The sequence below is a fragment of the Pseudescherichia sp. genome (assembly GCF_031979925.1).
Classification (GTDB): Bacteria; Pseudomonadota; Gammaproteobacteria; order Enterobacterales; family Enterobacteriaceae; genus Pseudescherichia.
Genome location: NZ_DALZFB010000002.1, coordinates 234851 through 254563, shown reverse-complemented (window position 1 = coordinate 254563; position 19713 = coordinate 234851). Strand labels below are relative to the sequence as shown.

21 protein-coding genes and 1 tRNA gene are annotated in these 19713 nt (G+C 55.8%); 13 read left to right on the top strand and 9 right to left on the bottom strand.

The genetic code is table 11. The features are described 5' to 3' along the window. Positions 1-238 precede the first annotated feature (238 nt). A complete protein-coding gene (gene tolA / locus RTM13_RS04540; protein ID WP_312210491.1) occupies positions 239-670 on the top strand; it encodes a cell envelope integrity protein TolA in 432 nt (143 codons plus the stop codon). Between the two features lie 147 nt (positions 671-817). Here the strand turns inward: tolA and RTM13_RS04535 are convergent. Next, positions 818-905 (bottom strand) — tRNA-Ser (locus RTM13_RS04535). Positions 906-1036: 131 nt separating this feature from the next. Beyond that, positions 1037-2665 (bottom strand): ABC transporter substrate-binding protein, encoded by a 1629-nt coding sequence (locus RTM13_RS04530; protein WP_312210489.1) that lies wholly within the window; start codon positions 2663-2665, stop codon positions 1037-1039. 272 nt (positions 2666-2937) lie between these two features. Here RTM13_RS04530 and yccA point away from each other — a divergent pair, with 272 nt between their 5' ends. Next, positions 2938-3597 carry an FtsH protease modulator YccA gene (gene yccA / locus RTM13_RS04525; protein WP_312210487.1) on the top strand — a complete coding sequence of 220 codons (660 nt, stop codon included), beginning with the start codon at positions 2938-2940 and terminating at the stop codon, positions 3595-3597. A gap of 87 nt (positions 3598-3684) precedes the next feature. Then, positions 3685-4014, top strand: a complete 330-nt coding sequence (gene tusE / locus RTM13_RS04520) for a sulfurtransferase TusE (protein ID WP_312210485.1) — start codon at positions 3685-3687, stop codon at positions 4012-4014. Here the strand turns inward: tusE and yccX are convergent. Next, entirely contained in the window at positions 4011-4319 is a 309-nt protein-coding gene (gene yccX, locus RTM13_RS04515; RefSeq protein WP_312210484.1) for an acylphosphatase, read from the bottom strand. The two genes, tusE and yccX, sit on opposite strands and share 4 nt — an antisense overlap. A gap of 54 nt (positions 4320-4373) precedes the next feature. Further along, positions 4374-5039 carry an EAL domain-containing protein gene (locus RTM13_RS04510; protein ID WP_312210482.1) on the bottom strand — a complete coding sequence of 222 codons (666 nt, stop codon included), beginning with the start codon at positions 5037-5039 and terminating at the stop codon, positions 4374-4376. Positions 5040-5308: 269 nt separating this feature from the next. Between RTM13_RS04510 and rlmI the strand changes: the two genes are divergently transcribed. Then, on the top strand, positions 5309-6499 hold the full coding sequence (gene rlmI, locus RTM13_RS04505; RefSeq protein ID WP_312210480.1) for a 23S rRNA (cytosine(1962)-C(5))-methyltransferase RlmI: 1191 nt from the start codon (positions 5309-5311) through the stop codon (positions 6497-6499). 59 nt (positions 6500-6558) lie between these two features. Continuing rightward, positions 6559-6876 carry a heat shock protein HspQ gene (gene hspQ, locus RTM13_RS04500; RefSeq protein WP_312210478.1) on the top strand — a complete coding sequence of 106 codons (318 nt, stop codon included), beginning with the start codon at positions 6559-6561 and terminating at the stop codon, positions 6874-6876. A gap of 44 nt (positions 6877-6920) precedes the next feature. Here hspQ and RTM13_RS04495 read toward each other — a convergent pair whose 3' ends face one another. Further along, positions 6921-7334: a CoA-binding protein gene (locus RTM13_RS04495; protein WP_312210476.1), complete on the bottom strand. Its 414-nt coding sequence runs from the start codon at positions 7332-7334 to the stop codon at positions 6921-6923. A gap of 167 nt (positions 7335-7501) precedes the next feature. Here RTM13_RS04495 and csgI point away from each other — a divergent pair, with 167 nt between their 5' ends. Next, the gene (gene csgI / locus RTM13_RS04490) at positions 7502-8158 is read left to right on the top strand and encodes a curli synthesis inhibitor (RefSeq protein WP_312210474.1); all 657 of its coding nucleotides are present in this window, start codon (positions 7502-7504) and stop codon (positions 8156-8158) included. Positions 8159-8269: 111 nt separating this feature from the next. Then, positions 8270-8728: a methylglyoxal synthase gene (mgsA, locus tag RTM13_RS04485; RefSeq protein ID WP_042392495.1), complete on the top strand. Its 459-nt coding sequence runs from the start codon at positions 8270-8272 to the stop codon at positions 8726-8728. An 80-nt stretch (positions 8729-8808) separates the two neighbouring features. Here mgsA and helD read toward each other — a convergent pair whose 3' ends face one another. Next, positions 8809-10863, bottom strand: a complete 2055-nt coding sequence (gene helD / locus RTM13_RS04480) for a DNA helicase IV (protein ID WP_312210472.1) — start codon at positions 10861-10863, stop codon at positions 8809-8811. A gap of 123 nt (positions 10864-10986) precedes the next feature. Here helD and RTM13_RS04475 point away from each other — a divergent pair, with 123 nt between their 5' ends. Together RTM13_RS04475 and yccS are read left to right on the top strand one after the other, a co-directional pair. Further along, on the top strand, positions 10987-11430 hold the full coding sequence (locus RTM13_RS04475; protein ID WP_312210470.1) for a YccF domain-containing protein: 444 nt from the start codon (positions 10987-10989) through the stop codon (positions 11428-11430). Positions 11431-11450: 20 nt separating this feature from the next. Continuing rightward, positions 11451-13583 carry a YccS family putative transporter gene (gene yccS / locus RTM13_RS04470; protein WP_312210469.1) on the top strand — a complete coding sequence of 711 codons (2133 nt, stop codon included), beginning with the start codon at positions 11451-11453 and terminating at the stop codon, positions 13581-13583. Here the strand turns inward: yccS and RTM13_RS04465 are convergent. Then, positions 13568-14197 (bottom strand): TfoX/Sxy family DNA transformation protein, encoded by a 630-nt coding sequence (locus RTM13_RS04465; RefSeq protein ID WP_312210467.1) that lies wholly within the window; start codon positions 14195-14197, stop codon positions 13568-13570. The two genes, yccS and RTM13_RS04465, sit on opposite strands and share 16 nt — an antisense overlap. Positions 14198-14414: 217 nt before the next feature. Here RTM13_RS04465 and sulA point away from each other — a divergent pair, with 217 nt between their 5' ends. Further along, positions 14415-14924, top strand: coding sequence for an SOS-induced cell division inhibitor SulA (sulA, locus tag RTM13_RS04460; RefSeq protein WP_312210465.1), 510 nt, complete (start codon positions 14415-14417; stop codon positions 14922-14924). A 354-nt stretch (positions 14925-15278) separates the two neighbouring features. Further along, a complete protein-coding gene (gene ompA / locus RTM13_RS04455) occupies positions 15279-16337 on the top strand; it encodes a porin OmpA (protein WP_268108475.1) in 1059 nt (352 codons plus the stop codon). A gap of 76 nt (positions 16338-16413) precedes the next feature. On the opposite strand, the gene matP is transcribed toward ompA, so the two are convergent. Beyond that, positions 16414-16866, bottom strand: coding sequence for a macrodomain Ter protein MatP (matP, locus tag RTM13_RS04450; RefSeq protein ID WP_312210461.1), 453 nt, complete (start codon positions 16864-16866; stop codon positions 16414-16416). A gap of 185 nt (positions 16867-17051) precedes the next feature. Here matP and RTM13_RS04445 point away from each other — a divergent pair, with 185 nt between their 5' ends. Together RTM13_RS04445 and fabA are read left to right on the top strand one after the other, a co-directional pair. Continuing rightward, positions 17052-18812, top strand: coding sequence for a Lon protease family protein (locus RTM13_RS04445; RefSeq protein WP_312210459.1), 1761 nt, complete (start codon positions 17052-17054; stop codon positions 18810-18812). 68 nt (positions 18813-18880) lie between these two features. Further along, positions 18881-19402 carry a bifunctional 3-hydroxydecanoyl-ACP dehydratase/trans-2-decenoyl-ACP isomerase gene (gene fabA / locus RTM13_RS04440; protein ID WP_312210457.1) on the top strand — a complete coding sequence of 174 codons (522 nt, stop codon included), beginning with the start codon at positions 18881-18883 and terminating at the stop codon, positions 19400-19402. A 55-nt stretch (positions 19403-19457) separates the two neighbouring features. On the opposite strand, the gene rmf is transcribed toward fabA, so the two are convergent. Next, positions 19458-19625: a ribosome modulation factor gene (rmf, locus tag RTM13_RS04435; RefSeq protein WP_072015258.1), complete on the bottom strand. Its 168-nt coding sequence runs from the start codon at positions 19623-19625 to the stop codon at positions 19458-19460. Between the last annotated feature and the right edge of the window lie 88 nt (positions 19626-19713).

Genomic DNA, 19713 nt, shown 5'->3' with positions numbered 1-19713 from the left:
GCGCAAGAGCGAATTTAAGAAGATTACAAAAAATATTGTCTGTACCGTTTGTTAACGTCTAAATATTCCTGATAGCGAGCGCACCGTTCTGGCACTAAAATTGAAAACCACCTTATCAGGTTAATAAATCTCATTTTATGTAGCGTGGGCATTAGACAATGACGCTCAGAGTTTACTTTTACTAAAGAGATAAATTACTATTGAATGCTATCAATATTACCTATAGGGAAAGCCTACCATGCAGTTAAAACGTGTTATGCCACTTGTGCTAATGATGTCATTACAATTAGTGGCTTGTAACAGTGCAGGGAAGAGTGCTTCTGAGACTTCATCAGCGCGTTCAGGTGGCGATAGTGTACAAAATTTACAGTTTGCTGAGGGCAGACAACAAAAGTCTGAAATCAATAGCTATGCGGAAAAGATACACAGTGCAGTAAGAGAAAATCTCGATAACCCGAATTTATATCGAGGAAAAGTGTGCTCTATACGCCTTACGCTCCAACGAGATGGCACTGTAATCAGTGCAACAGCAGAAGGTGGGGATCCTGAGTTTTGCAAAGCTGCTCTTTTGGCAGTTAAACGTGCCAAAATTCCGGCCGCTCCTGATGAAAGAACGTGGCAAGTATTTAACAATGCGCTTCTGGATTTTAAGCTATCAAAAAAGCTATAGCGATCGGCGTCTCAGTCAGATAAAGGGTGTAGCGCGTGAAAAGCATCTCGCGCTTCATCTGTTACTGATAGCAAGCAATAACGGGCAAATTAAATCTCCCAAAGAAAAAAGCCCTGCGATATTGCTATCGCAGGGCTATTCCGCATTTGGCGGAAGCGCAGAGATTCGAACTCTGGAACCCTTTCGGGTCGCCGGTTTTCAAGACCGGTGCCTTCAACCGCTCGGCCACACTTCCGGAATGAGGCGCACTATAAACACCTCGATGCGCCGTGTAAACCCCTGTGCTATCTGTTTGCCTGAAAAACAAGCAATATGCTGCTAATCGGCTGAAAGAACAGCATATTGACCATTTAATCAGCACAATCCTCAATGTTTAGTGATATACAAATCCTTTGTAAAAACGTAGCCGAGGTTGCTGGGATCAAACCCGCCTACCCATGGTTTCACTAAACGCGCCCTGACATAGTGATAAACCGGGATAGCTGGTACGTCCTGCGCCAGAATCGCTTCCGCCTGCTGATAGTATTTTCCACGCTCGTTAGCGTCCTGCGCCTTTGCCGCACTCTGCATTAACTCATCATAGGCCGGGTTGCTGTACAGGGAGGTATTCTCGCTGTCGCCGGTGCGGAACGTATTCAGGAAGGTTGCCGCATCGTCGTAGTCCGCTATCCACGCGTAGCGCACGGCGTCGAAGTTGCCGGTGTGCATGGTATCAAGCATGGTTTTCCACTCCTGATTTTGCAGCTTCGCGGTCACGCCAAGGTTCTTCTGCCACATTGAGCTGGCGGCAATGGCGATGCGCTGGTGAGTCTCCATGGTGTTATAGAGCAGGTTAAAGGTTAGAGGATGCGCCGTGTCGAACCCGGCTTCCGCCAGCAGCTTTTTCGCCTCGGCAATGCGCTTCTCCCGTGGCCAGGAGGCGTAGTCCGGTGAGGCGATGGTCACACCGCCGATCTCCGGCTGGCTGATGACCCACGCCGGGCGCTGCCCCTGCCCCATCACCTTGTTGGCAATGATATCTTTGTCCAGCGCCATATTGAGCGCCCGGCGCACCCGTGCATCGTTAAAGGGCGGCTTCGTGGTATTAAACTGATAGTAGTAGGTCGCCAGCTGCGGCGTGATATGCACCTCTGCGCCGAGGGTCTTTTTCAACTGGGCAAACTGGTTAACCGGAATGGTGTTGGTCATATCGATTTCGCCCGCCTTGTAGCGGTTTACGTCGGCGGTCTCGGCGCTAATAGGTAGATAGGTAACGGTGTTAATGACGGTGTGCTTATCATCCCAGTAACGGGGATTGCGCACGGCGATAATCTTCTCGTTCACTACCCAGTCGTTGATTTTGTACGGTCCGCTGCCGACGAAGTGCTCCGGCTTAGTCCACTTCTCGGCAAAACGGCCAATCAGCACCTTATCAACCGGCACCAGCGACGGGTGCGCCAGCATGGGCAGGAAAGAGGCCGTGGGTTGGCTGAGCGTGACCTGTAATGTGGAGTCGTCCAGCGCCTTGACGCCCAGCGTATCCGGGGTCTTTTTGCCCTGCGCAATATCTGCTGCGTTGACGATGTGCATATTGCCCGGATAGGTGGCGTAGGGCGAGCCGGTAGCCGGATCCACCAGACGCTGCCAGCTCCAGACCACGTCCTGAGCAGTAATCGCCGTCCCGTCGGACCAGGTAATGCCCGGCCGCAGGTGGAAGGTCCAGACGGTGTTGTCCTGATTATCCCACTTCTCTGCTAATCGAGGCTCCACGCTGCCATCTTTTCTGATCGCCACCAGCCCATCGAATAAGTCGCTGATAATATCGAATTCGACGTTGCTTTCTACCTTATGCGGATCGAGAGACGCAGGCTCGCTGCCGTTGTTGCGGACCAGGGTTTGCTGCTCTGCCAGGGCAGTTCCTGCCGGAACCTGCGCCGCCAGTGTACCGGTGCTTATGCTTATTATGCCCGTTGCCAGTAGTGAAAGGGCAAAACGGTGACCTGTCTGTGGTTTCATATCCTTTGCCTTAATAGTGTACTGATTAACGTTACCTCTGACACTCTTAGCGCCCACCTGGCAAGAAGGCAATAGTTTTCAGGCACCTATAAGAGGTTGATCTGTTTACGATGCGCAAATGTTCAATTCTGCTAGCCAAAGTACAATTTAAAGCAGATTACGCCATGCGTAAGTTATTGTTGTTCAGGTAAAGATGGGTAAAACCGCTTTAAGCTGCCGCTCTGTTTACCTATCCTTCACCCTTAATTACATCTGTCATAAGAGAGTGACTCATGGATCGTATTGTTAGCGCTTCACGCGGGCGTACATCGCTGCTCAGCACGCATAAAGTGCTGCGAAACACCTATTTTATGCTCAGCCTGACTCTGGCATTCTCCGCGATCACCGCGACCGCCAGTACGGTGCTGGGCCTGCCGTCGCCGGGGCTGATCCTGACTCTGGTGGGTATGTACGGCTTAATGTTCCTGACCTATAAGCTGGCGGACAAACCCTCTGGTATCCTGGCCGCGTTCGCCTTTACCGGCTTCCTGGGCTATATCCTTGGACCGATGCTTAACGCTTACCTCTCGGCGGGCATGGGCGATCTGATTGGCCTGGCGCTGGGCGGTACTGCCCTGACCTTCTTCTGCTGCTCGGCCTACGTGCTAACCACGCGTAAAGATATGTCCTTCCTCGGCGGTATGCTGATGGCGGGGATCGTGGTAGTGCTGCTCGGCATGGTAGCCAACATCTTCCTGCAGCTGCCGGCTCTGCATCTGGCGATTAGCGCGGTGTTTATCCTGATCTCTACCGGTGCAATCCTGTATGAGACCAGCAACATCATCCACGGCGGCGAAACCAACTACATTCGCGCCACCGTCAGCCTCTACGTCTCGCTGTACAACATCTTTGTCAGCCTGCTGAGCATCCTGGGCTTCTCCAGCCGGGACTAACCGCTCAGGCATCACCTCAGGCCCCGCTTATGCGGGGCTTTGTTTTTTGCTACACTGCAGCGGTTTTTAGCTGACTCGTGAATGATTATGTTGAGCTTTGAAGGTAAAGAGATAGAGACCGATAACGACGGCTATCTGAAAGAGAGCAGCCAGTGGAGCGAAGGCCTGGCAGAGGTCATTGCGGCGCAGGAGTCCATTACCCTCTCGCCTGAGCATTGGGAAGTGGTGCGCTTCGTGCGTGAGTTCTATCTGGAATTTAACACCTCGCCAGCGATTCGCATGCTGGTCAAGGCAATGGCCAACAAGTTTGGCGAAGAGAAAGGCAACAGCCGCTACCTCTACCGCCTCTTTCCGAAAGGCCCGGCCAAGCAGGCCACTAAGATTGCTGGCCTGCCAAAACCGGTGAAGTGCATTTAGTAGCGGATACCAAAGTTGGTCCACTCTCGGGTGGGCTGATGCGGCTCGGTTAAGACGTTGTCGACCCGGGCGCTGCGCGGCCCCCCTGCTTTCAGCCACTCAAGCAGCTCGGCTATCTTCTCATCTTCGCCACAGGCCAGTACCTCAACGCTGCCATCGTCCAGGTTACGGGCGTAGCCAGTCAAACCAAGGCGATGTGCCTCACGCTGGGTGCTATAGCGAAACCCAACCCCCTGAACGCTGCCGTGAACCCAGCATTTGATGCAGGAGGAGGCTTTATCTTTTGTAACGTTCTCTTGGGCCATGATGACACTCCTTCTTTGATTCACTAAGGGTAGCGTATGCTGGCAAAATTTTTCTTACATTAACGTGTGTACTTTCAGGAAAGGGACCGGGCGATAAAACGTGCCCTGCACGCCCCAGATCCCCGCCTCCTGAAGAACTGGAATATAGCGCCTGTTTTCCAGGTCCTGAACAATAATCCGCTCGCAGTATTTTTTCAGGTTTTTGATCAGTATGGTAAAAGTCGGCTTAATAACTTCATCATTAAAAAAGGTGGTTTCCAGCTTTACGGCCTCGTAACGACAGGCGACCAGGCCCGATACATCCGCGCTACCCTTCCCAAGATCGTCCAGCCAAATGGCGTTAGACGTTCCCGTAATTTCATCCCGTACCGAACAGATCTTCTCAGAGAGCGCCAGCTTAACGAAGGGTAGGGCCGACAGCGCTCCGCGTAGGGCATTGTCATAGCTGAGCAGCACCGCCGACTCTTCATCATAAACGGGCAGCGAGACAAAGATGCCCCGCCTGCGGATCCAGGCCGCCTGCTTCGCAATTGCTGAAAGCTGAGCATAAAGGAAATTGCGTTTCGCCTCGGGACGCCACATGCTGATGATAAGTTCAGGATGCTGCGTGCGCAGACCTTTACTCTCCAGCTGAGTGCTTATCTCAACGCCCAGCAGCTGGCCCGTTACAGAGGTCACAGGCTCTGCCATAAACTGGTAGTGATACTCATCCGTCGCCATCTTTTCATCCATTGTTATCGGGGTATACAACAATGTTATTGAGGGCCGCGACAGGTTGTGTCACTCCGCAACGCTACTCTCAGATTTTTCCCTACATACCGCTTCGCTTTGCTGTACCAGACTAAAAGTATTAACTCTCATTGCCTGTCTGTCTTGCCAGTACCTTGATGGTACTGGCTTTTTTTTACCTGCCGATTGCTGAATTGCTTTTCCTGCTCTAACCCAGGAAAATGGCGGCCATTTTCTTCATAAAGACAATACAATTTATTATGAGCGTACGTTTAGTGTTAGCCAAAGGGCGCGAGAAGTCGTTGCTGCGCCGTCATCCCTGGGTCTTCTCTGGTGCGGTTGCCCGCATGGAAGGCAAAGCCAGCCTCGGTGAAACCGTTGATATTGTTGACCATCAGGGAAAATGGTTAGCCCGCGGCGCATACTCCCCTGCTTCGCAGATCCGTGCTCGCGTCTGGACGTTCGATAAAAACGAAAGCGTGGATATCGCTTTCTTCAGCCGCCGCCTGACCCAGGCCCAGCAGTGGCGCGACTGGCTGGCGAAGCGCGATGGCCTCGACAGCTATCGCCTGATCGCCGGTGAGTCTGACGGTCTGCCCGGCGTGACTATCGACCGCTTCGGCAACTTCCTGGTGCTGCAGCTGCTGAGCGCAGGCGCAGAGTATCAGCGCCCGGCGCTGGTAGCGGCTCTGCAGGAGCGCTACCCTGAGTGCGCAATTTACGATCGCAGCGACGTCGCGGTGCGTAAAAAAGAGGGTATGGAGCTGACCCAGGGGCCGGTGAGCGGTGAGCTGCCGCCGCCGCTGCTGCCGATCGAAGAGAACGGCATGAAGCTGCTGGTGGATATCCAGGCCGGACATAAGACCGGCTACTACCTCGACCAGCGCGACAGCCGCCTGGCGACCCGCCAGTACGTTGCGGATAAGCGCGTGCTGAACTGCTTCTCCTACACCGGTGGCTTTGCGGTCTCCGCGCTAATGGGCGGCTGCGCTCAGGTCGTGAGCGTCGATACCTCCCAGGAAGCGCTGGACGTGGCGAAGCAGAACGTCGAGCTGAACCAGCTCGATCTGAGCAAAGCGGAATTCGTGCGCGATGACGTCTTCAAACTGCTGCGTAAGTATCGTGATAGCGGCGAGAAGTTTGACGTGATTGTGATGGATCCGCCGAAGTTTGTGGAGAACAAAAGCCAGCTGATGGGGGCCTGCCGTGGCTATAAGGATATCAATATGCTGGCGATCCAGCTGTTGAACCCTGGCGGCGTGCTGCTGACCTTCTCCTGCTCTGGCCTGATGACCACCGATTTATTTCAGAAAATCATCGCTGATGCCGCAATAGATGCGGGTCGTGATGTACAATTTATAGAGCAGTTCCGTCAGGCCGCCGATCACCCGGTGATCGCTCCCTACCCGGAAGGACTGTATCTTAAAGGGTTTGCCTGTCGCGTCATGTAGCTTGAATTCTGGAACCTTATCCCCATATTGGGGATAAGAACTGTTTCCTGGAGGTGACTATGATTGCCAGCAAATACGGCATTGGCCAGCAGGTGCGCCACTCTCTGCTGGGATTTTTGGGCGTGGTAGTGGATATCGACCCGGAATACTCCCTTGACGAACCCTCAGCTGACGAGCTGGCCGTTAACCCGGATCTGCGCGTCGCCCCGTGGTATCACGTCGTGATGGAAGATGATGACGGACAGCCGGTGCACACCTACCTGGCCGAAGCTCAGCTTAGCAGCGAAGTGCAGGAGGAGCATCCGGAACAGCCCTCGATGGATGAGCTGGCGCGCTCTATCCGCAAACAGCTTCAGGCCCCCCGGCTGCGCAACTGACAAGACCCCGCCAGAGCGGGGTCTGTTTTTTTAATGGCCTGCCATTAGCGACTGAGGCCCAGGCGTGGGATCTCAATTGCCGGGCAGCGATCCATCACCACGTTTAGCCCCGCATCACGCGCCAGTACCGCAGCCTGCTCGTTGATGACGCCCAGCTGTAACCACAGCGTTTGCGCCCCGATAGCGATAGCCTCCTGCGCTACCCCCCAGGCCGCCTCCGACTGGCGGAACACGTCAACCATATCGACCTTCTCAGGAATTTCAGCCAGCGTCGCGTAGCCCTGCTGGCCCAGCAGCGTCTTCCCCGCCACCTTCGGCGACACCGGGATCACGTGATAACCCTGATCGAGCAGGTATTTCATTACCCGGTAGCTGGGTCGATCGGGCTTGTCGCTTGCGCCCACCAACGCAATGGTGTGGGTTGATTTCAGAATGCCAGCAATATCGGTCTCTTTCATAATCATCTCCAGGCTTTTTTCTCAAGTGTATGCCAAACCGGGACGGTCGACCATCTATCCCATACCTCTGCATGAGGGTAATAAGAGGCATAACTCTATATGTTACTAAACATACTTTTTGACATGTTCAGACACGCTTTTAACCCCTCAAAAACAGCGGAGATTTTATGAAAGCCGGCTTTGCCACCGCACTGATTGTCTGCTTAATGCCGGTTACCGCTTTCGCAACGACCCTGCGCCTGGCAACGGAGATCGATCTGCTGATCCTCGACGGTAAAAAGGTCTCCAGCTCGCTATTGCGCGGTGCGGGGAGTATTGAGCTGGAGAACGGCCCGCACCAGCTGGTGTTCCGTGTAGAGAAAAGCATCCGTATGACCAACCGTGAGCAGCGAGTGTGGATCTCCCCGCCGCTGATCGTCAGCTTTAACACCCGCTCCATTAACCTTGTTAACGTGACGCTGCCCCGGCTGGAGACGCAGCGAGAGTCGGAGATGTTTGACGCCGCGCCGCAAATTTCGCTATTAGATGGGCACGCGGTGCCTATTCCCGCCAGGGTGGATATTCTGCCGGTCACGCAGACGCCGGAGGGGATCGACTATGAGCGGGATACCGAACGCTATAACAAACAGGGGCATCATGCTTCACTGCCGCAGTTTGCCAATAAAATGGCGGATGATAGCACCCTGCTCTCGAGCGTATCGGAGCTGGACGTGCCACCGTCGCAGGATCTGACCGAGCAGCGGCTGAAGTACTGGTATCAGCAGGCCGATACGCAAACCCGCAGCCGCTTTATGGAGTGGGTAAAGCTACAGCCCCCCTCCTGAGAGTGCGATAAATCACATTCCCTTTTCCAGCCGCGCTTTTTTTACGCCTTTCTCTTGCAGCATCAAACGCTTCCAGTAATCTGTAGCAAAATTCAATAATGGAAACGGACTATGGAACTGACGACACGTACGCTTCCGGCGCGGAAACACATTGCGCTGGTGGCTCACGATCACTGCAAAACAATGCTAATGAACTGGGTCGAGCGCCATCACGCGCTGCTGGCCCAGCACGAGCTGTATGCCACCGGCACAACGGGTAACCTGATCCAGCGCGCCACCGGCCTGCCGGTAAACGCCATGCTGAGCGGACCGATGGGCGGCGACCAGCAGGTGGGTGCGTTAATCTCTGAGAGCAAAATCGACGTGCTGATCTTCTTCTGGGATCCGCTCAACGCCGTGCCGCACGATCCGGACGTGAAAGCCCTGCTGCGCCTGGCCACGGTGTGGAATATCCCGGTGGCGACCAACGTCTCTACCGCGGACTTTATCATTGAGTCGGCGCATTTCGGCGAAAGCTTTGATATACAAATCCCGGACTATCAGCGCTACCTTGCCGATCGCCTCAAATAATCTATCGCCGGGTGGCGCATACGCTTACCCGGCCTACGGGGTTTTGTAGGCCCGTGCAAGCACAGCGCCGCCGGGCAACATCATGGTTTGCGCACTACGGTCACCCCTAACTGCTTCAAATCTTCCACAAACGGCGACGGCGCGTCTTTACTGAACAGCAGCCAGACGCGCTTGCGGGCGCGGGTCAGGGCCACGTAGAGCAGACGACGCTCTTCGGCGTCCGGGAAATCCTCCGGTGCGGGCAGCAGCGCCTGCTCCATAATGGACTCCCGCGCCGGGGCCGGAAAGCCCTCTTTACCCTCCTGCAACCCCAGCACGATGACATAGTCCGCCTGCTGCCCCTTGCTGGCGTGGATGGTCATAAAGTCGAGCGTCAGCTGTGGCCAGCGGGTTGCGGCCTTCTCCAGCACCGCTGGCTTGAGATAGTGATAGCGCGCCAGCAGCAGGATCCGCTCGTCAGGCTTTGCGTAGCCGCTGAGCTTATCCAGCAGAGCGTCGAGCCGATCCTCAGCCAGCAGCGTCACCGCATTCTTCTCCCCTGCCGCCAGGCTATTGAGCGGCTTTCTGAGCTGGTGCGGGTTCTGCTGGATAAAGCGGTTGGCTACGTCGCCGATACGGTGGGTAAAGCGGTAGGTGGTATCCAGCACGCAGCTTTCACCCTCGCCAAAGTAGTGATGAAACGCGGTGGTCAGAGAGAGCTGCGCCCCGCTGAAGCGATAGATCGCCTGCCAGTCATCGCCGACGGCAAAGAGCGTAGTGTTTGAGTTGTGCTTGCGCAGCGCCGCCAGTAGCGCTGCACGCTGGGGAGAGATATCCTGGAACTCATCCACCAGAATATGCTTCCAGGGGCTGATAAAACGCCCCTTCTCAAGGATGTTGATCGCCTGATGGATCAGCCCGGAGAAGTCGACGGCATTTTCCGCCTTGAGCGCCGTTTTCCACGCCTTGAGCAGCGGAGCCATCAGCTTCACCCGCTTTGAGAACAGGTTACGCACCTCCTCCGGTGCGCTGGCGATCATCTCCGCCTGCGCGCCGCCGTGCATGCGCATCAGGCTAACCCAGCGATCGAGGCGTCCGGCGAGGCGACGCTGTAGTGCTTTATCGTCCCAGAAATTGCCTTCGCACACCTCCCACTCCAGCTCCTCTTCCAGCCACTGCCGCCAGCCTTTCGCCTGGGCTTTTTTCTCGCTGCACTGCTGCTGCCAGGCCTCAATAAACAGGGCCTGACGGGCATCGGTATCGCTCTCCAACGCGCTGACGGTGGGCACCTTTTTGCTGCCGTGCTGAATGATGGCGAGCGCCAGGGCATGAAAGGTCTGGGCGGCAATCTCATCAGTGTTCAGACGCTCGCGGATACGATCGTCCATCTCATCAGCCGCTTTCCGGCCAAAGGCCAGAAGCAGGATCTGATCCGCTGCCGCTTCACCACGCATTAGCAGCCAGCCCGCGCGGGCGACCAGCACCGAGGTCTTGCCGCTTCCCGCCCCGGCGAGTACCAGCAGCGACTGCTCGCCGTTTACCACTGCCTCCGCCTGGGCCGGGTTAAGCGGTGAGGATTCGACGCTGGCAAAAAACGGCGCGTACTGCACCAGCATCTTGCGGGTGTACTCCCGGTTATGCGCTGCCCGGCTGGCCTCGACGTCCACCAGCCAGCCCTGACACTGCCGCCACGCCTCGCGGCAGTTATCGAACTCCTCGAGACGGGCCAGCGGCAATGGCAGCGCCGCAAAGGCGTTACGGATCCGATCCTGCAGGCCCGTAGTCTGCTGCCGGGTGAGCCACCGGCTGGCCTTCATGCCGCTGGAGAGGGTCTCCACCGTCTCCTGCAATACGCCCGCGGCGACCTCGCTCATCTGGCTGCTCCATGCCTGCCAGTGGGCATTGAGATGCTGGTAGAACTGCTGGGTCTGCGCCCACTCGGTGCCGTGCAGGCGCACGACTTTGGCATCTGATAGCACGAACTCCAGCTCGCCCCAGACCAGCCCGCGTTTGCAGACAATCGCCAAAAGTTGATTATAGGGAATAAGATACTCATGGCGATCGCCGGAAACCTTTATGCCTGCGTGGAGCATGACAGCCCGGTCATAGGGGTGCTGGGCCAGACGTTTTCCGAGTGAAGTCGCTTTCAGTTCCATGATGTGCCGTTTCTCTGGTCATAACGTTGCCGTCAGTGTACCCGCCAGAGAATTCACGCTCCAGCGTAAAAAGACGTTACACTTAGCGGGCCTTTCTCGTTTGGCAGATAACTCCGAGGATTTATGCGTACTGTACTGAATATTCTTAACTTCTTCCTGGGCGGCTTCGCCACAACGCTGGCCTGGATCCTGGCAACGGTGATGAGCATCGTCTTTATCTTTACCCTGCCGCTGACCCGCTCATGCTGGGAGATTACCAAACTGTCGCTGGTGCCTTACGGCAACGAGGCCGTGCACGTTGATGAGCTTGATCCGTCCCGCCGTAACGTATTGTTGAACACCGGCGGCACGCTGCTAAACATTTTCTGGCTGGTGCTCTTCGGCTGGTGGCTATGCGTAATGCATATTCTGGCCGGCATCACCCAGTGTCTGACCATCATCGGCATTCCGGTGGGCATCGCCAACTTTAAAATCGCCGCTATTGCCCTGTGGCCGGTTGGACGGCGGGTCGTGTCGGTTGAGACGGCACAGGCTGCCCGTGAAGCTAACGCCCGGGCGCGGTTTTAATCAGAAAGGATGCGTAACTCATGTTAAGCCCCCTGCTTCGCCGTTACACATGGAACAGTGCCTGGCTCTATAACGTCAGGATTTTTATCGCCCTGAGCGGCACGGTTGCCCTGCCCTGGTGGCTAGGCGAGGTGAAGCTCACGATCCCGCTGACCCTGGGCGTGGTGGCTGCCGCGCTGGCCGATCTGGATGACAGGCTAACCGGACGGCTGCGCAACCTGGTCATTACCCTCATCTCGTTCTTTATTGCCTCGGCTTCGGTGGAGCTGCTCTTTCCCTGGCCGTGGCTGTTTGCCTTCGGGCTTATCGTCTCTACCTGCGGGTTTATCTTGCTGGGTGGTCTCGGGCAGCGCTATGCCACCATCGCCTTTGGCGCGCTGCTGATCGCTATCTACACCATGCTGGGGATCTCGCTCTTTGAGCAGTGGTACCAGCAGCCGCTGCTGCTGCTCGCGGGGGCGGTGTGGTTCAGCCTGCTGACGCTGGTGGGGCATCTGGTGTTTCCGGTGCGCCCTCTCCAGGACAACCTCTCCCGCTGCTATGGGCAGCTGGCGAACTATCTGGAGCAAAAATCACGCCTCTTCGATCCGGATTATGATGATGAGAGTGAGAGCGAAGCCCCGCTCTACGATCTGGCCCAGGCCAATGGCCAGCTGGTGACCACGCTCAACCAGACCAAAGCCTCGCTGCTGACGAGGCTGCGGGGGGATCGCGGCCAGCGCGGCACCCGGCGCACGCTGCACTACTATTTCGTTGCCCAGGATATTCACGAGCGCGCCAGCTCGTCGCATATCCAGTACCACGCCCTGCGCGAACGCTTTCGCCACAGCGCCCTGATGTTTCGTTTTCAGCGGATGCTCTCAATGCAGGCGCAGGCCTGCGCCCGCCTCTCTCGAGCTATTCTGCTGCGTGAGCCCTATCAGCACGACCCGCAGTTTGAGCGTGCCTTTACCCATCTTGATGCGGCGCTTGAGCACGCCCGCGCCCAGGGCATCTCTATTGACTCCATAGAGGCGCTGAGCTTTGTGCGCGATAACCTGCGGGCTATTGACGCCCAGCTGGCCACCATCGAATCTGAACAGGCGTTGATGCAGCAGCCGCAGAGCACCGAGAATGAACTCGCCGATGACAGCCTGACCGGCCTGGACGATATCTGGCAGCGTCTGAGGCGCAACCTGACGCCAGAATCGGCCCTGTTCCGCCATGCGGTGAGAATGTCAGTGGTGCTCTGCCTGGGCTACGCCTTTATTCAGCTCACCGGGCTACAGCACGGCTACTGGATCCTGCTGACCAGCCTGTTTGTCTGCCAGCCAAACTATAACGCGACCCGGCACCGGCTGACGCTGCGTATTATCGGCACGCTGGTCGGGGTGGCGGTGGGGCTGCCCATCCTGCTGTTTGTCCCTTCGCTGGAGGGGCAACTGGTGCTGATTGTCATTGCCGGGGTGCTCTTTTTCGCCTTCCGCAATGTGCAGTACGCCCACGCCACGATGTTCATCACCCTACTGGTGCTGCTCTGCTTCAACCTGCTCGGTGAGGGCTTTGAGGTGGCCATCCCGCGTATTATCGATACGCTGATCGGCTGCGCCATCGCCTGGGCGGCGGTGAGCTTTATCTGGCCTGACTGGCGCTTTCGCAACCTCCCGCGGGTGCTGGAACGTGCGCTGGAGGCTAACTGTCGCTATCTGGATGCCATTCTGGAGCAGTATCACCAGGGGCGCGATAACCGTCTGGCGTATCGTATTGCCCGGCGCTACGCCCACAACGGCGATGCGGAGCTGGCATCGGTCGTATCAAATATGTCCACCGAGCCGGACGCCACGCCGGCGATGCGCGACGTCGCTTTCCGCTTGCTCTGCCTGAACCACACCTTTACCAGCTATATCTCCACGCTGGGGGCACACCGGGAGCAGCTCCAGCAGCCGGAAATTTTGCAGCTGCTGGATGATGCCGTCTGTTATGTCGATGATGCCCTGCACCATCAGCCTGCCGATGAAGTGCGGGTTGGGCAGCAGCTTGCGGCGCTCTCAGAGCGTATTCGCCAGCTTGAACCCGATCCAAACAGCAAGGCCCCGCTGGTTCTGCAGCAGATAGGCCTGCTGATTGGCCTGCTGCCGGAGATCTGCCAGCTGCAACATCACGTTCCCCGCTGATTCAAGCTGCTCTCTGCCTGCAGCTCTTTGAACCAGAGGGTCAGCTCCCGGCGCGTATCTGCCGGGAGCGCCGCCTCATGCAAACCAGCGATAGCCCCTTCCAGCGCAAACAGCACCCTGATGCTCAACAGCGGGCTGCGCTCCTTTAACCTCAGCCAGCACGCCTTTGCGCCCAGCAGCTTCAGGCTGTGTTCATCCTTAACGCCCGCCTCCCACAGCAGCGTCTCCAGCTGAAAATTGAGGTTGGGCAGATCCCTGAGCCGCTTTTGCGCGTATCTCGCAACCTTCTCGCGCCGCGCTGCCGCCAGGGAGTAGTTGCCCAGCGTCAGTAGCGTTTCACGATCCTGCCACAGGCGATCATCGACCCGATAGTAGTTGAGCAGCACCGGCCTGCCCCGCTTCACAAAGGTGAGAAAAGGAGCCTGGGTGTTGACACAATAGGCGGCGCTCTCTTCACAGGCGCGCAGGTAGAGCGCCCCTTCGGCAACCATTGCAAAGACGGTATCCTCTATGGCGAGGCTGTAACCACCAAAGAGTGCACGATGGTGAATATGCCCCAGCGGCGAAAGATATTCCCGAGATTGATAGATCCTTTGATACGATACGTTTTTCATAATTATTCCTTTAAAATCAAGGCGTAAATATCTTCTATTTATTAAGCCATCCGTTAAAAAGGAACATAGGGAAGTTGCCCGGCATCAGCAAGATGATTTTTCTTCTCACCGCACGATCGGGTCATATTTGCGAGACGCTTTCAGAAAATGAGGTTGATCTTTAAACGCCCAGGGGGTACTGTATAGATATACAGTAACCCTCAGGGCTGGAATGACTATGTACACTTCAGGCTATGCTAATCGCTCATCTCAATACGCTTCTTTCGCAGGTAACCGCGCACAGGTTAATACGCCTGCTGCGGCCACCGGCCTTATCAGTGAGGTGGTCTACCGTGAAGACCAGCCGATGATGACGCAGCTGCTGCTGCTTCCCTTGTTACAGCAGCTTAGCCAGCAGTCTCGCTGGCAGCTCTGGCTGACGCCGCAGCAGAAGTTGAGTCGGGCATGGGTACAGTCCGCAGGCCTGCCCCTAAGCAAACTGATGCACATCAGCCAGCTCTCGCCGGATAGTACGCTGGATTCCATGATCAAAGCATTACAGACGGGTAACTACAGCGTGGTGATCGGCTGGCATGCACAGGAGCTGTCGGAAGATGAGCATCGCCGCCTCGTTGAAGCGGCCCAGGAAGGGAATGCAATGGGCTTTATTATGCGGCCGGTTCGTTTCGATCCTCAGGCTTCAGGACAGCCATCCGGCTTAAAAATTCATTCGAATTTGTTTCATTAAGTAAATTTAAGATAATTCCTGGGATCTATTTTGTGCCGATTCCAGGCTATTGGTCATTAAGCTAAATTCTCTCGCGAAGCCTGTCTGGCGCGGTAACTGCGATATTCCGATGGCGAATTTATCGTCATAAATGTTAAATATTGTGTCTACAACTCTTTTTTTTTCATATGCCTGACGGAGTTCACACTTGTAAGTTTCCAACTACGTTGTAGACTTTACATCGCCAGGGGTGCTCGGCATAAGCCGAAGATATCGGTAGAGTTAATATTGAGCAATGCCCCCGGTGAAGGATTTAACCGTGTTTTCTCTGGCGAGAATTTCATGGCGATTTTTGGATGATAACGAGGCGCAAAAATGAAAAAGACAGCTATCGCGATTGCAGTGGCACTGGCTGGCTTCGCTACCGTAGCGCAGGCCGCTCCGAAAGATAATACCTGGTACACTGGTGCTAAACTGGGCTGGTCCCAGTACCACGACAACGGCTTCATTCCTAATGATGGCCCGACTCGTGAAGACCAGCTGGGCGCTGGCGCATACGGCGGCTACCAGGTTAACCCGTACGTTGGTTTCGAACTGGGCTATGACTGGTTAGGTCGTGAGCCGTACAAAGGCGACAACGTAAACGGTGCTTTCAAATCTCAGGGCGTTCAGCTGACCGCTAAACTGGGCTACCCAATCACTGACGACGTTGATATCTACACCCGCCTGGGTGGTATGGTATGGCGTGCTGATGCTAAAGCTCAGGTTCCTGGCACTGGCGCATCCTTCAAAGACCACGATACCGGTGTTTCCCCAGTATTCGCTGGTGGCGTAGAGTGGGCAATGACCCGTGACATCGCTACCCGTCTGGAATACCAGTGGGTTAACAACATTGGCGATGCTAAAACTCTGGGCACCCGTCAGGACAACGGTATGCTGAGCGTAGGTGTTTCCTACCGCTTCGGCCAGCAGGAAGACGTAGCTCCGGTTGTTGCACCGGCTCCGGCTCCGGCTCCGCAGGTTTCTACCAAGCACTTCACTCTGAAGTCTGACGTACTGTTCAACTTCAACAAAGCGACTCTGAAACCAGAAGGCCAGCAGGCTCTGGATCAGATGTACACCCAGCTGAGCAACCTGGATCCGAAAGACGGTTCCGTTGTTGTTCTGGGCTTCACCGACCGTATCGGTTCTGACGCTTACAACCAGGGTCTGTCCGAGAAACGTGCTCAGTCTGTTGTTGACTACCTGATCTCTAAAGGTATCCCGTCCAACAAGATCTCCGCACGTGGTATGGGCGAGTCTAACCCGGTTACCGGCAACACCTGTGACAACGTGAAAGCTCGCGCTGCACTGATCGACTGCCTGGCACCGGATCGTCGCGTAGAGATCGAAGTTAAAGGCATCAAAGACGTTGTAACTCAGCCGCAGGCTTAAGTTCACGTCCTATAAAAAAACCCCGCCATGCGGGGTTTTTTATTGCCTGCTCTCTGCTGAAGCGCTGAGTGATGCGTTACTCTTTGCCCAGCAGCGCCTGCAGATCCTGCTTCAGGGTGCTCATCTGACTGGCATACTTCTCTTTATGCTCGGCATCTTCAATCAGCTGCACAATAGTCTCCGACAGGGTTTTCCCTCGCCGCTGGGCAAGTCCCGCCAGACGCTGCCAGACCATAAACTCCAGATCGATAGATTTTTTACGCGTGTGCTGGTGCTCGGCATTGAAGTGTCGCTTACGCCGGGCGCGGATGGTCTGCTTCATGCGGTTCATTAACGCGGCATTCATATGCTGCGCAATCCAGTCGTTGACGCGAACCGGTTCGTATTCGAGCTTCAGCAATAAATCGACAGCCTCTTTAGCCGCACTGGTTTCTAAATAGCGCGTGATGAGTTCACCTTCACGGTGCTTTTTCACCAGGTACTTCCATTTCCAGCCGCTTTCAAGATTTTCCAGTTGTTGATATTTCATTGCGATCTCAGTGTTACCGTGTAACTTAGTTCAGAATATCAGTTTTTTGCCAATCTGCTGAAAAGAAATCACATCCTGTGAGCTGAGCGGTACCCGGATAGCGGTAAAAGCATCTATTCCGCGTGTGCTGAATTGCCGCTTACGCTATAATTTCGCCCTTTACAGCTGATGATAAAACCTCGACTTTGACCATTACTAAACTAGCCTGGCAAGACCTTGTTCCTGATACCGATAGCTATCAGGAGGTGTTTACACCGTCTGACGTTGACCTTGAGTCTGAGCTTTCTCTTGGTGACACGCAACCTCGTTTGCAATACGCGCTGGAGCAGTTGCTGCATCCGTCTGCCTCTTCACGCTTTTTACTGGCTAAAGCGCCGGAGGAGCCGGAGTATCTGGCCCTGATCGCCGCCGCTGCCCGTGAACTCCAGCCCGCGACGTCGCCGGTTGTTGGCGTTGAGTACAGCGTTGCTGGCCGCACGGTGAGCGTAAAGCCTGCCACCAGCGCGCAGGCGAACTTTGCCGGGCAGAGCGACGTAGTGATTGCCGACTGGGTAGAAGCCGAGCAGCTATTCGGTTGCCTGCGCCAGTTCAATAATGAGATCGCTCTTGAGCCAGGGCTGGTGCATCAGGCCAACGGCGGCGTGCTGGTCGTATCTTTGCGCACCCTGCTGAGCCAGCCGCTGCTCTGGATGCGCCTGAAATCGATAGTCACCCGCCAGCGCTTCGATTGGGTCTCCTTTGACGAGTCTCGTCCCCTGCCCGTTAGCGTGCCGGCTATGCCGCTGACGCTGAAGGTTATTCTGGTAGGCGAGCGCGAGTCGCTGGCGGAGTTCCAGGAGATGGAGCCGGATCTTGCTGCCCAGTCTATCTACAGCGAGTATGAAGAGACTATCCAGATTACCGACGCAGAGGCGCTGGCCACCTGGCGTCAGTGGGTGATCCTGAACGCCGAGCAGGCCGGATTGCCTGTGCCTGCTGACGATGCGTGGCCGGTGCTGATCCGCGCCGCAGTACGCTATACCGACGATCAGGAGACGCTGCCCCTCTGCCCGCTGTGGCTGGGCCGCCAGCTGCGCGAGGTCTCCGCCTTCACCGAAGAGAGCACCTTTGACGCGGAGCAGTTGCAGACCATGCTGACCCAGCGCGAATGGCGCGAAGGCTACCTGCCAGAGCGTATGCTGGATGAGATCCTGCTCGAGCAAATTCTCATTGAAACCGAAGGCGAGCGCGTTGGCCAGATTAACGCTCTGTCGGTGGTTGAGTTTCCTGGTCATCCCCGCCCCTATGGCGAACCATCACGCATTAGCTGCGTGGTCCATATCGGCGACGGTGAGTTTCACGACATTGAGCGAAAAGCCGAGCTGGGAGGCAACATCCACGCGAAGGGCATGATGATCATGCAGTCCTTCCTGATGGCCGAACTGGAGCTGGAGCAGCAGATGCCGTTTACGGCGTCGCTGACCTTTGAGCAATCCTACAGCGAAGTAGACGGCGACAGCGCCTCGATGGCGGAGCTGTGCGCGCTGATCAGCGCCCTGGCGGATGTCCCCCTGCATCAGCATATTGCCATTACCGGCTCGGTGGATCAGTTTGGTCGGGCGCAGCCGGTGGGCGGCCTGAACGAGAAGATCGAAGGCTTCTTCGCCATTTGCCAGCACCGGGGCCTGACCGGCAAGCAGGGCGTGATTGTTCCCGCCGCTAACGTGCGCCACCTCTGTCTGCACCAGGATCTGTTGGACGCAGTACAGGCAGAACAATTTTCTATCTGGGCCATTGATGACGTGACCGATGCACTACCCTTACTAACAGACCTGGTGTGGGATGGCGAAGGGCAAACGACCTTGATCCAGACCATTCAGGAACGTATTACGCTGGCGACGCAGCAGGAAGCACGTCATCGTTACCCGTGGCCGCTGCGCTGGCTCAGCTGGTTTTCAGCCAACTGATCGGAGTTGTTCAGCGTACACGTGTTAGCTATCCTGCGTGCTTCACTAAAATAAGGCTTACTGAGAACATGGTAGATAAACGCAAAACCTCTTATACGAAAGAAGACCTCATTGCCTCTGGTCGTGGTGAACTGTTTGGCGAAAATGGTCCACCGTTGCCAGCAGGAAACATGCTGATGATGGATCGTGTGATCACAATGAGCGAGACGGGCGGCAATTTCGATAAAGGCTATGTTGAAGCAGAACTGGATATCAACCCGGATCTGTGGTTCTTCGGTTGCCACTTCATTGGCGATCCGGTAATGCCTGGCTGCCTGGGCCTCGATGCGATGTGGCAGCTGGTTGGTTTTTACCTCGGCTGGCTCGGTGGCGAAGGTAAAGGCCGCGCGCTCGGCGTAGGCGAAGTGAAACTGGCTGGCCAGATTTTACCGAATGCGCAGAAAGTTACCTACCGCATTCACTTCAAACGCGTCATCAACCGTAAGCTGATCATGGGCATCGCGGATGGTGAAGTGCTGGTTGACGGTCGTCAGATCTACACCGCAACCGATCTGAAAGTGGGTCTGTTCAAGGACACCTCCGCGTTCTGATCCCCCTGACAGGCGAAACCTCCGCAAGGCGGAGGTTTCATTTAAAGAGACAGAATCAGGCAATAACTACCCTGTCCTCCATGGCTTCTCGCCAGCCTCCAAGCCAGTATGACCTCTGATTCAGCGTCTGGTAAGGACACAACTCTTTTGAGCGTCCGGCAATGCCGGCCTGGTAACCACGTTGATGTGCCCGTTCCAGGCGATCTCGTTTTTGTCTCTTCATGCCTCGTTTCCCTCATTATTTGAGTCTGGTGGAAAAGAAAACAGTGGCTACAAAGTGTGCAACCACGTCTAACAAATAGCGCGATCGC

Excerpts from the sequence above, each read along its gene's own strand:
- RTM13_RS04475 (WP_312210470.1), top strand. The coding sequence starts at position 10,987 with ATGCGTACTGTACTGAATATTCTTAACTTCTTCCTGGGCGGCTTCGCC.
- tolA (WP_312210491.1), top strand. The coding sequence starts at position 239 with ATGCAGTTAAAACGTGTTATGCCACTTGTGCTAATGATGTCATTACAA.
- fabA (WP_312210457.1), top strand. The coding sequence starts at position 18,881 with ATGGTAGATAAACGCAAAACCTCTTATACGAAAGAAGACCTCATTGCC.
- mgsA (WP_042392495.1), top strand. The coding sequence starts at position 8,270 with ATGGAACTGACGACACGTACGCTTCCGGCGCGGAAACACATTGCGCTG.
- matP (WP_312210461.1), bottom strand. The coding sequence starts at position 16,866 with ATGAAATATCAACAACTGGAAAATCTTGAAAGCGGCTGGAAATGGAAG.
- yccS (WP_312210469.1), top strand. The coding sequence starts at position 11,451 with ATGTTAAGCCCCCTGCTTCGCCGTTACACATGGAACAGTGCCTGGCTC.
- RTM13_RS04465 (WP_312210467.1), bottom strand. The coding sequence starts at position 14,197 with ATGAAAAACGTATCGTATCAAAGGATCTATCAATCTCGGGAATATCTT.
- hspQ (WP_312210478.1), top strand. The coding sequence starts at position 6,559 with ATGATTGCCAGCAAATACGGCATTGGCCAGCAGGTGCGCCACTCTCTG.
- sulA (WP_312210465.1), top strand. The coding sequence starts at position 14,415 with ATGTACACTTCAGGCTATGCTAATCGCTCATCTCAATACGCTTCTTTC.
- RTM13_RS04495 (WP_312210476.1), bottom strand. The coding sequence starts at position 7,334 with ATGAAAGAGACCGATATTGCTGGCATTCTGAAATCAACCCACACCATT.
- csgI (WP_312210474.1), top strand. The coding sequence starts at position 7,502 with ATGAAAGCCGGCTTTGCCACCGCACTGATTGTCTGCTTAATGCCGGTT.
- rlmI (WP_312210480.1), top strand. The coding sequence starts at position 5,309 with ATGAGCGTACGTTTAGTGTTAGCCAAAGGGCGCGAGAAGTCGTTGCTG.
- yccA (WP_312210487.1), top strand. The coding sequence starts at position 2,938 with ATGGATCGTATTGTTAGCGCTTCACGCGGGCGTACATCGCTGCTCAGC.
- tusE (WP_312210485.1), top strand. The coding sequence starts at position 3,685 with ATGTTGAGCTTTGAAGGTAAAGAGATAGAGACCGATAACGACGGCTAT.
- yccX (WP_312210484.1), bottom strand. The coding sequence starts at position 4,319 with ATGGCCCAAGAGAACGTTACAAAAGATAAAGCCTCCTCCTGCATCAAA.
- ompA (WP_268108475.1), top strand. The coding sequence starts at position 15,279 with ATGAAAAAGACAGCTATCGCGATTGCAGTGGCACTGGCTGGCTTCGCT.
- rmf (WP_072015258.1), bottom strand. The coding sequence starts at position 19,625 with ATGAAGAGACAAAAACGAGATCGCCTGGAACGGGCACATCAACGTGGT.
- helD (WP_312210472.1), bottom strand. The coding sequence starts at position 10,863 with ATGGAACTGAAAGCGACTTCACTCGGAAAACGTCTGGCCCAGCACCCC.
- RTM13_RS04530 (WP_312210489.1), bottom strand. The coding sequence starts at position 2,665 with ATGAAACCACAGACAGGTCACCGTTTTGCCCTTTCACTACTGGCAACG.
- RTM13_RS04510 (WP_312210482.1), bottom strand. The coding sequence starts at position 5,039 with ATGGCGACGGATGAGTATCACTACCAGTTTATGGCAGAGCCTGTGACC.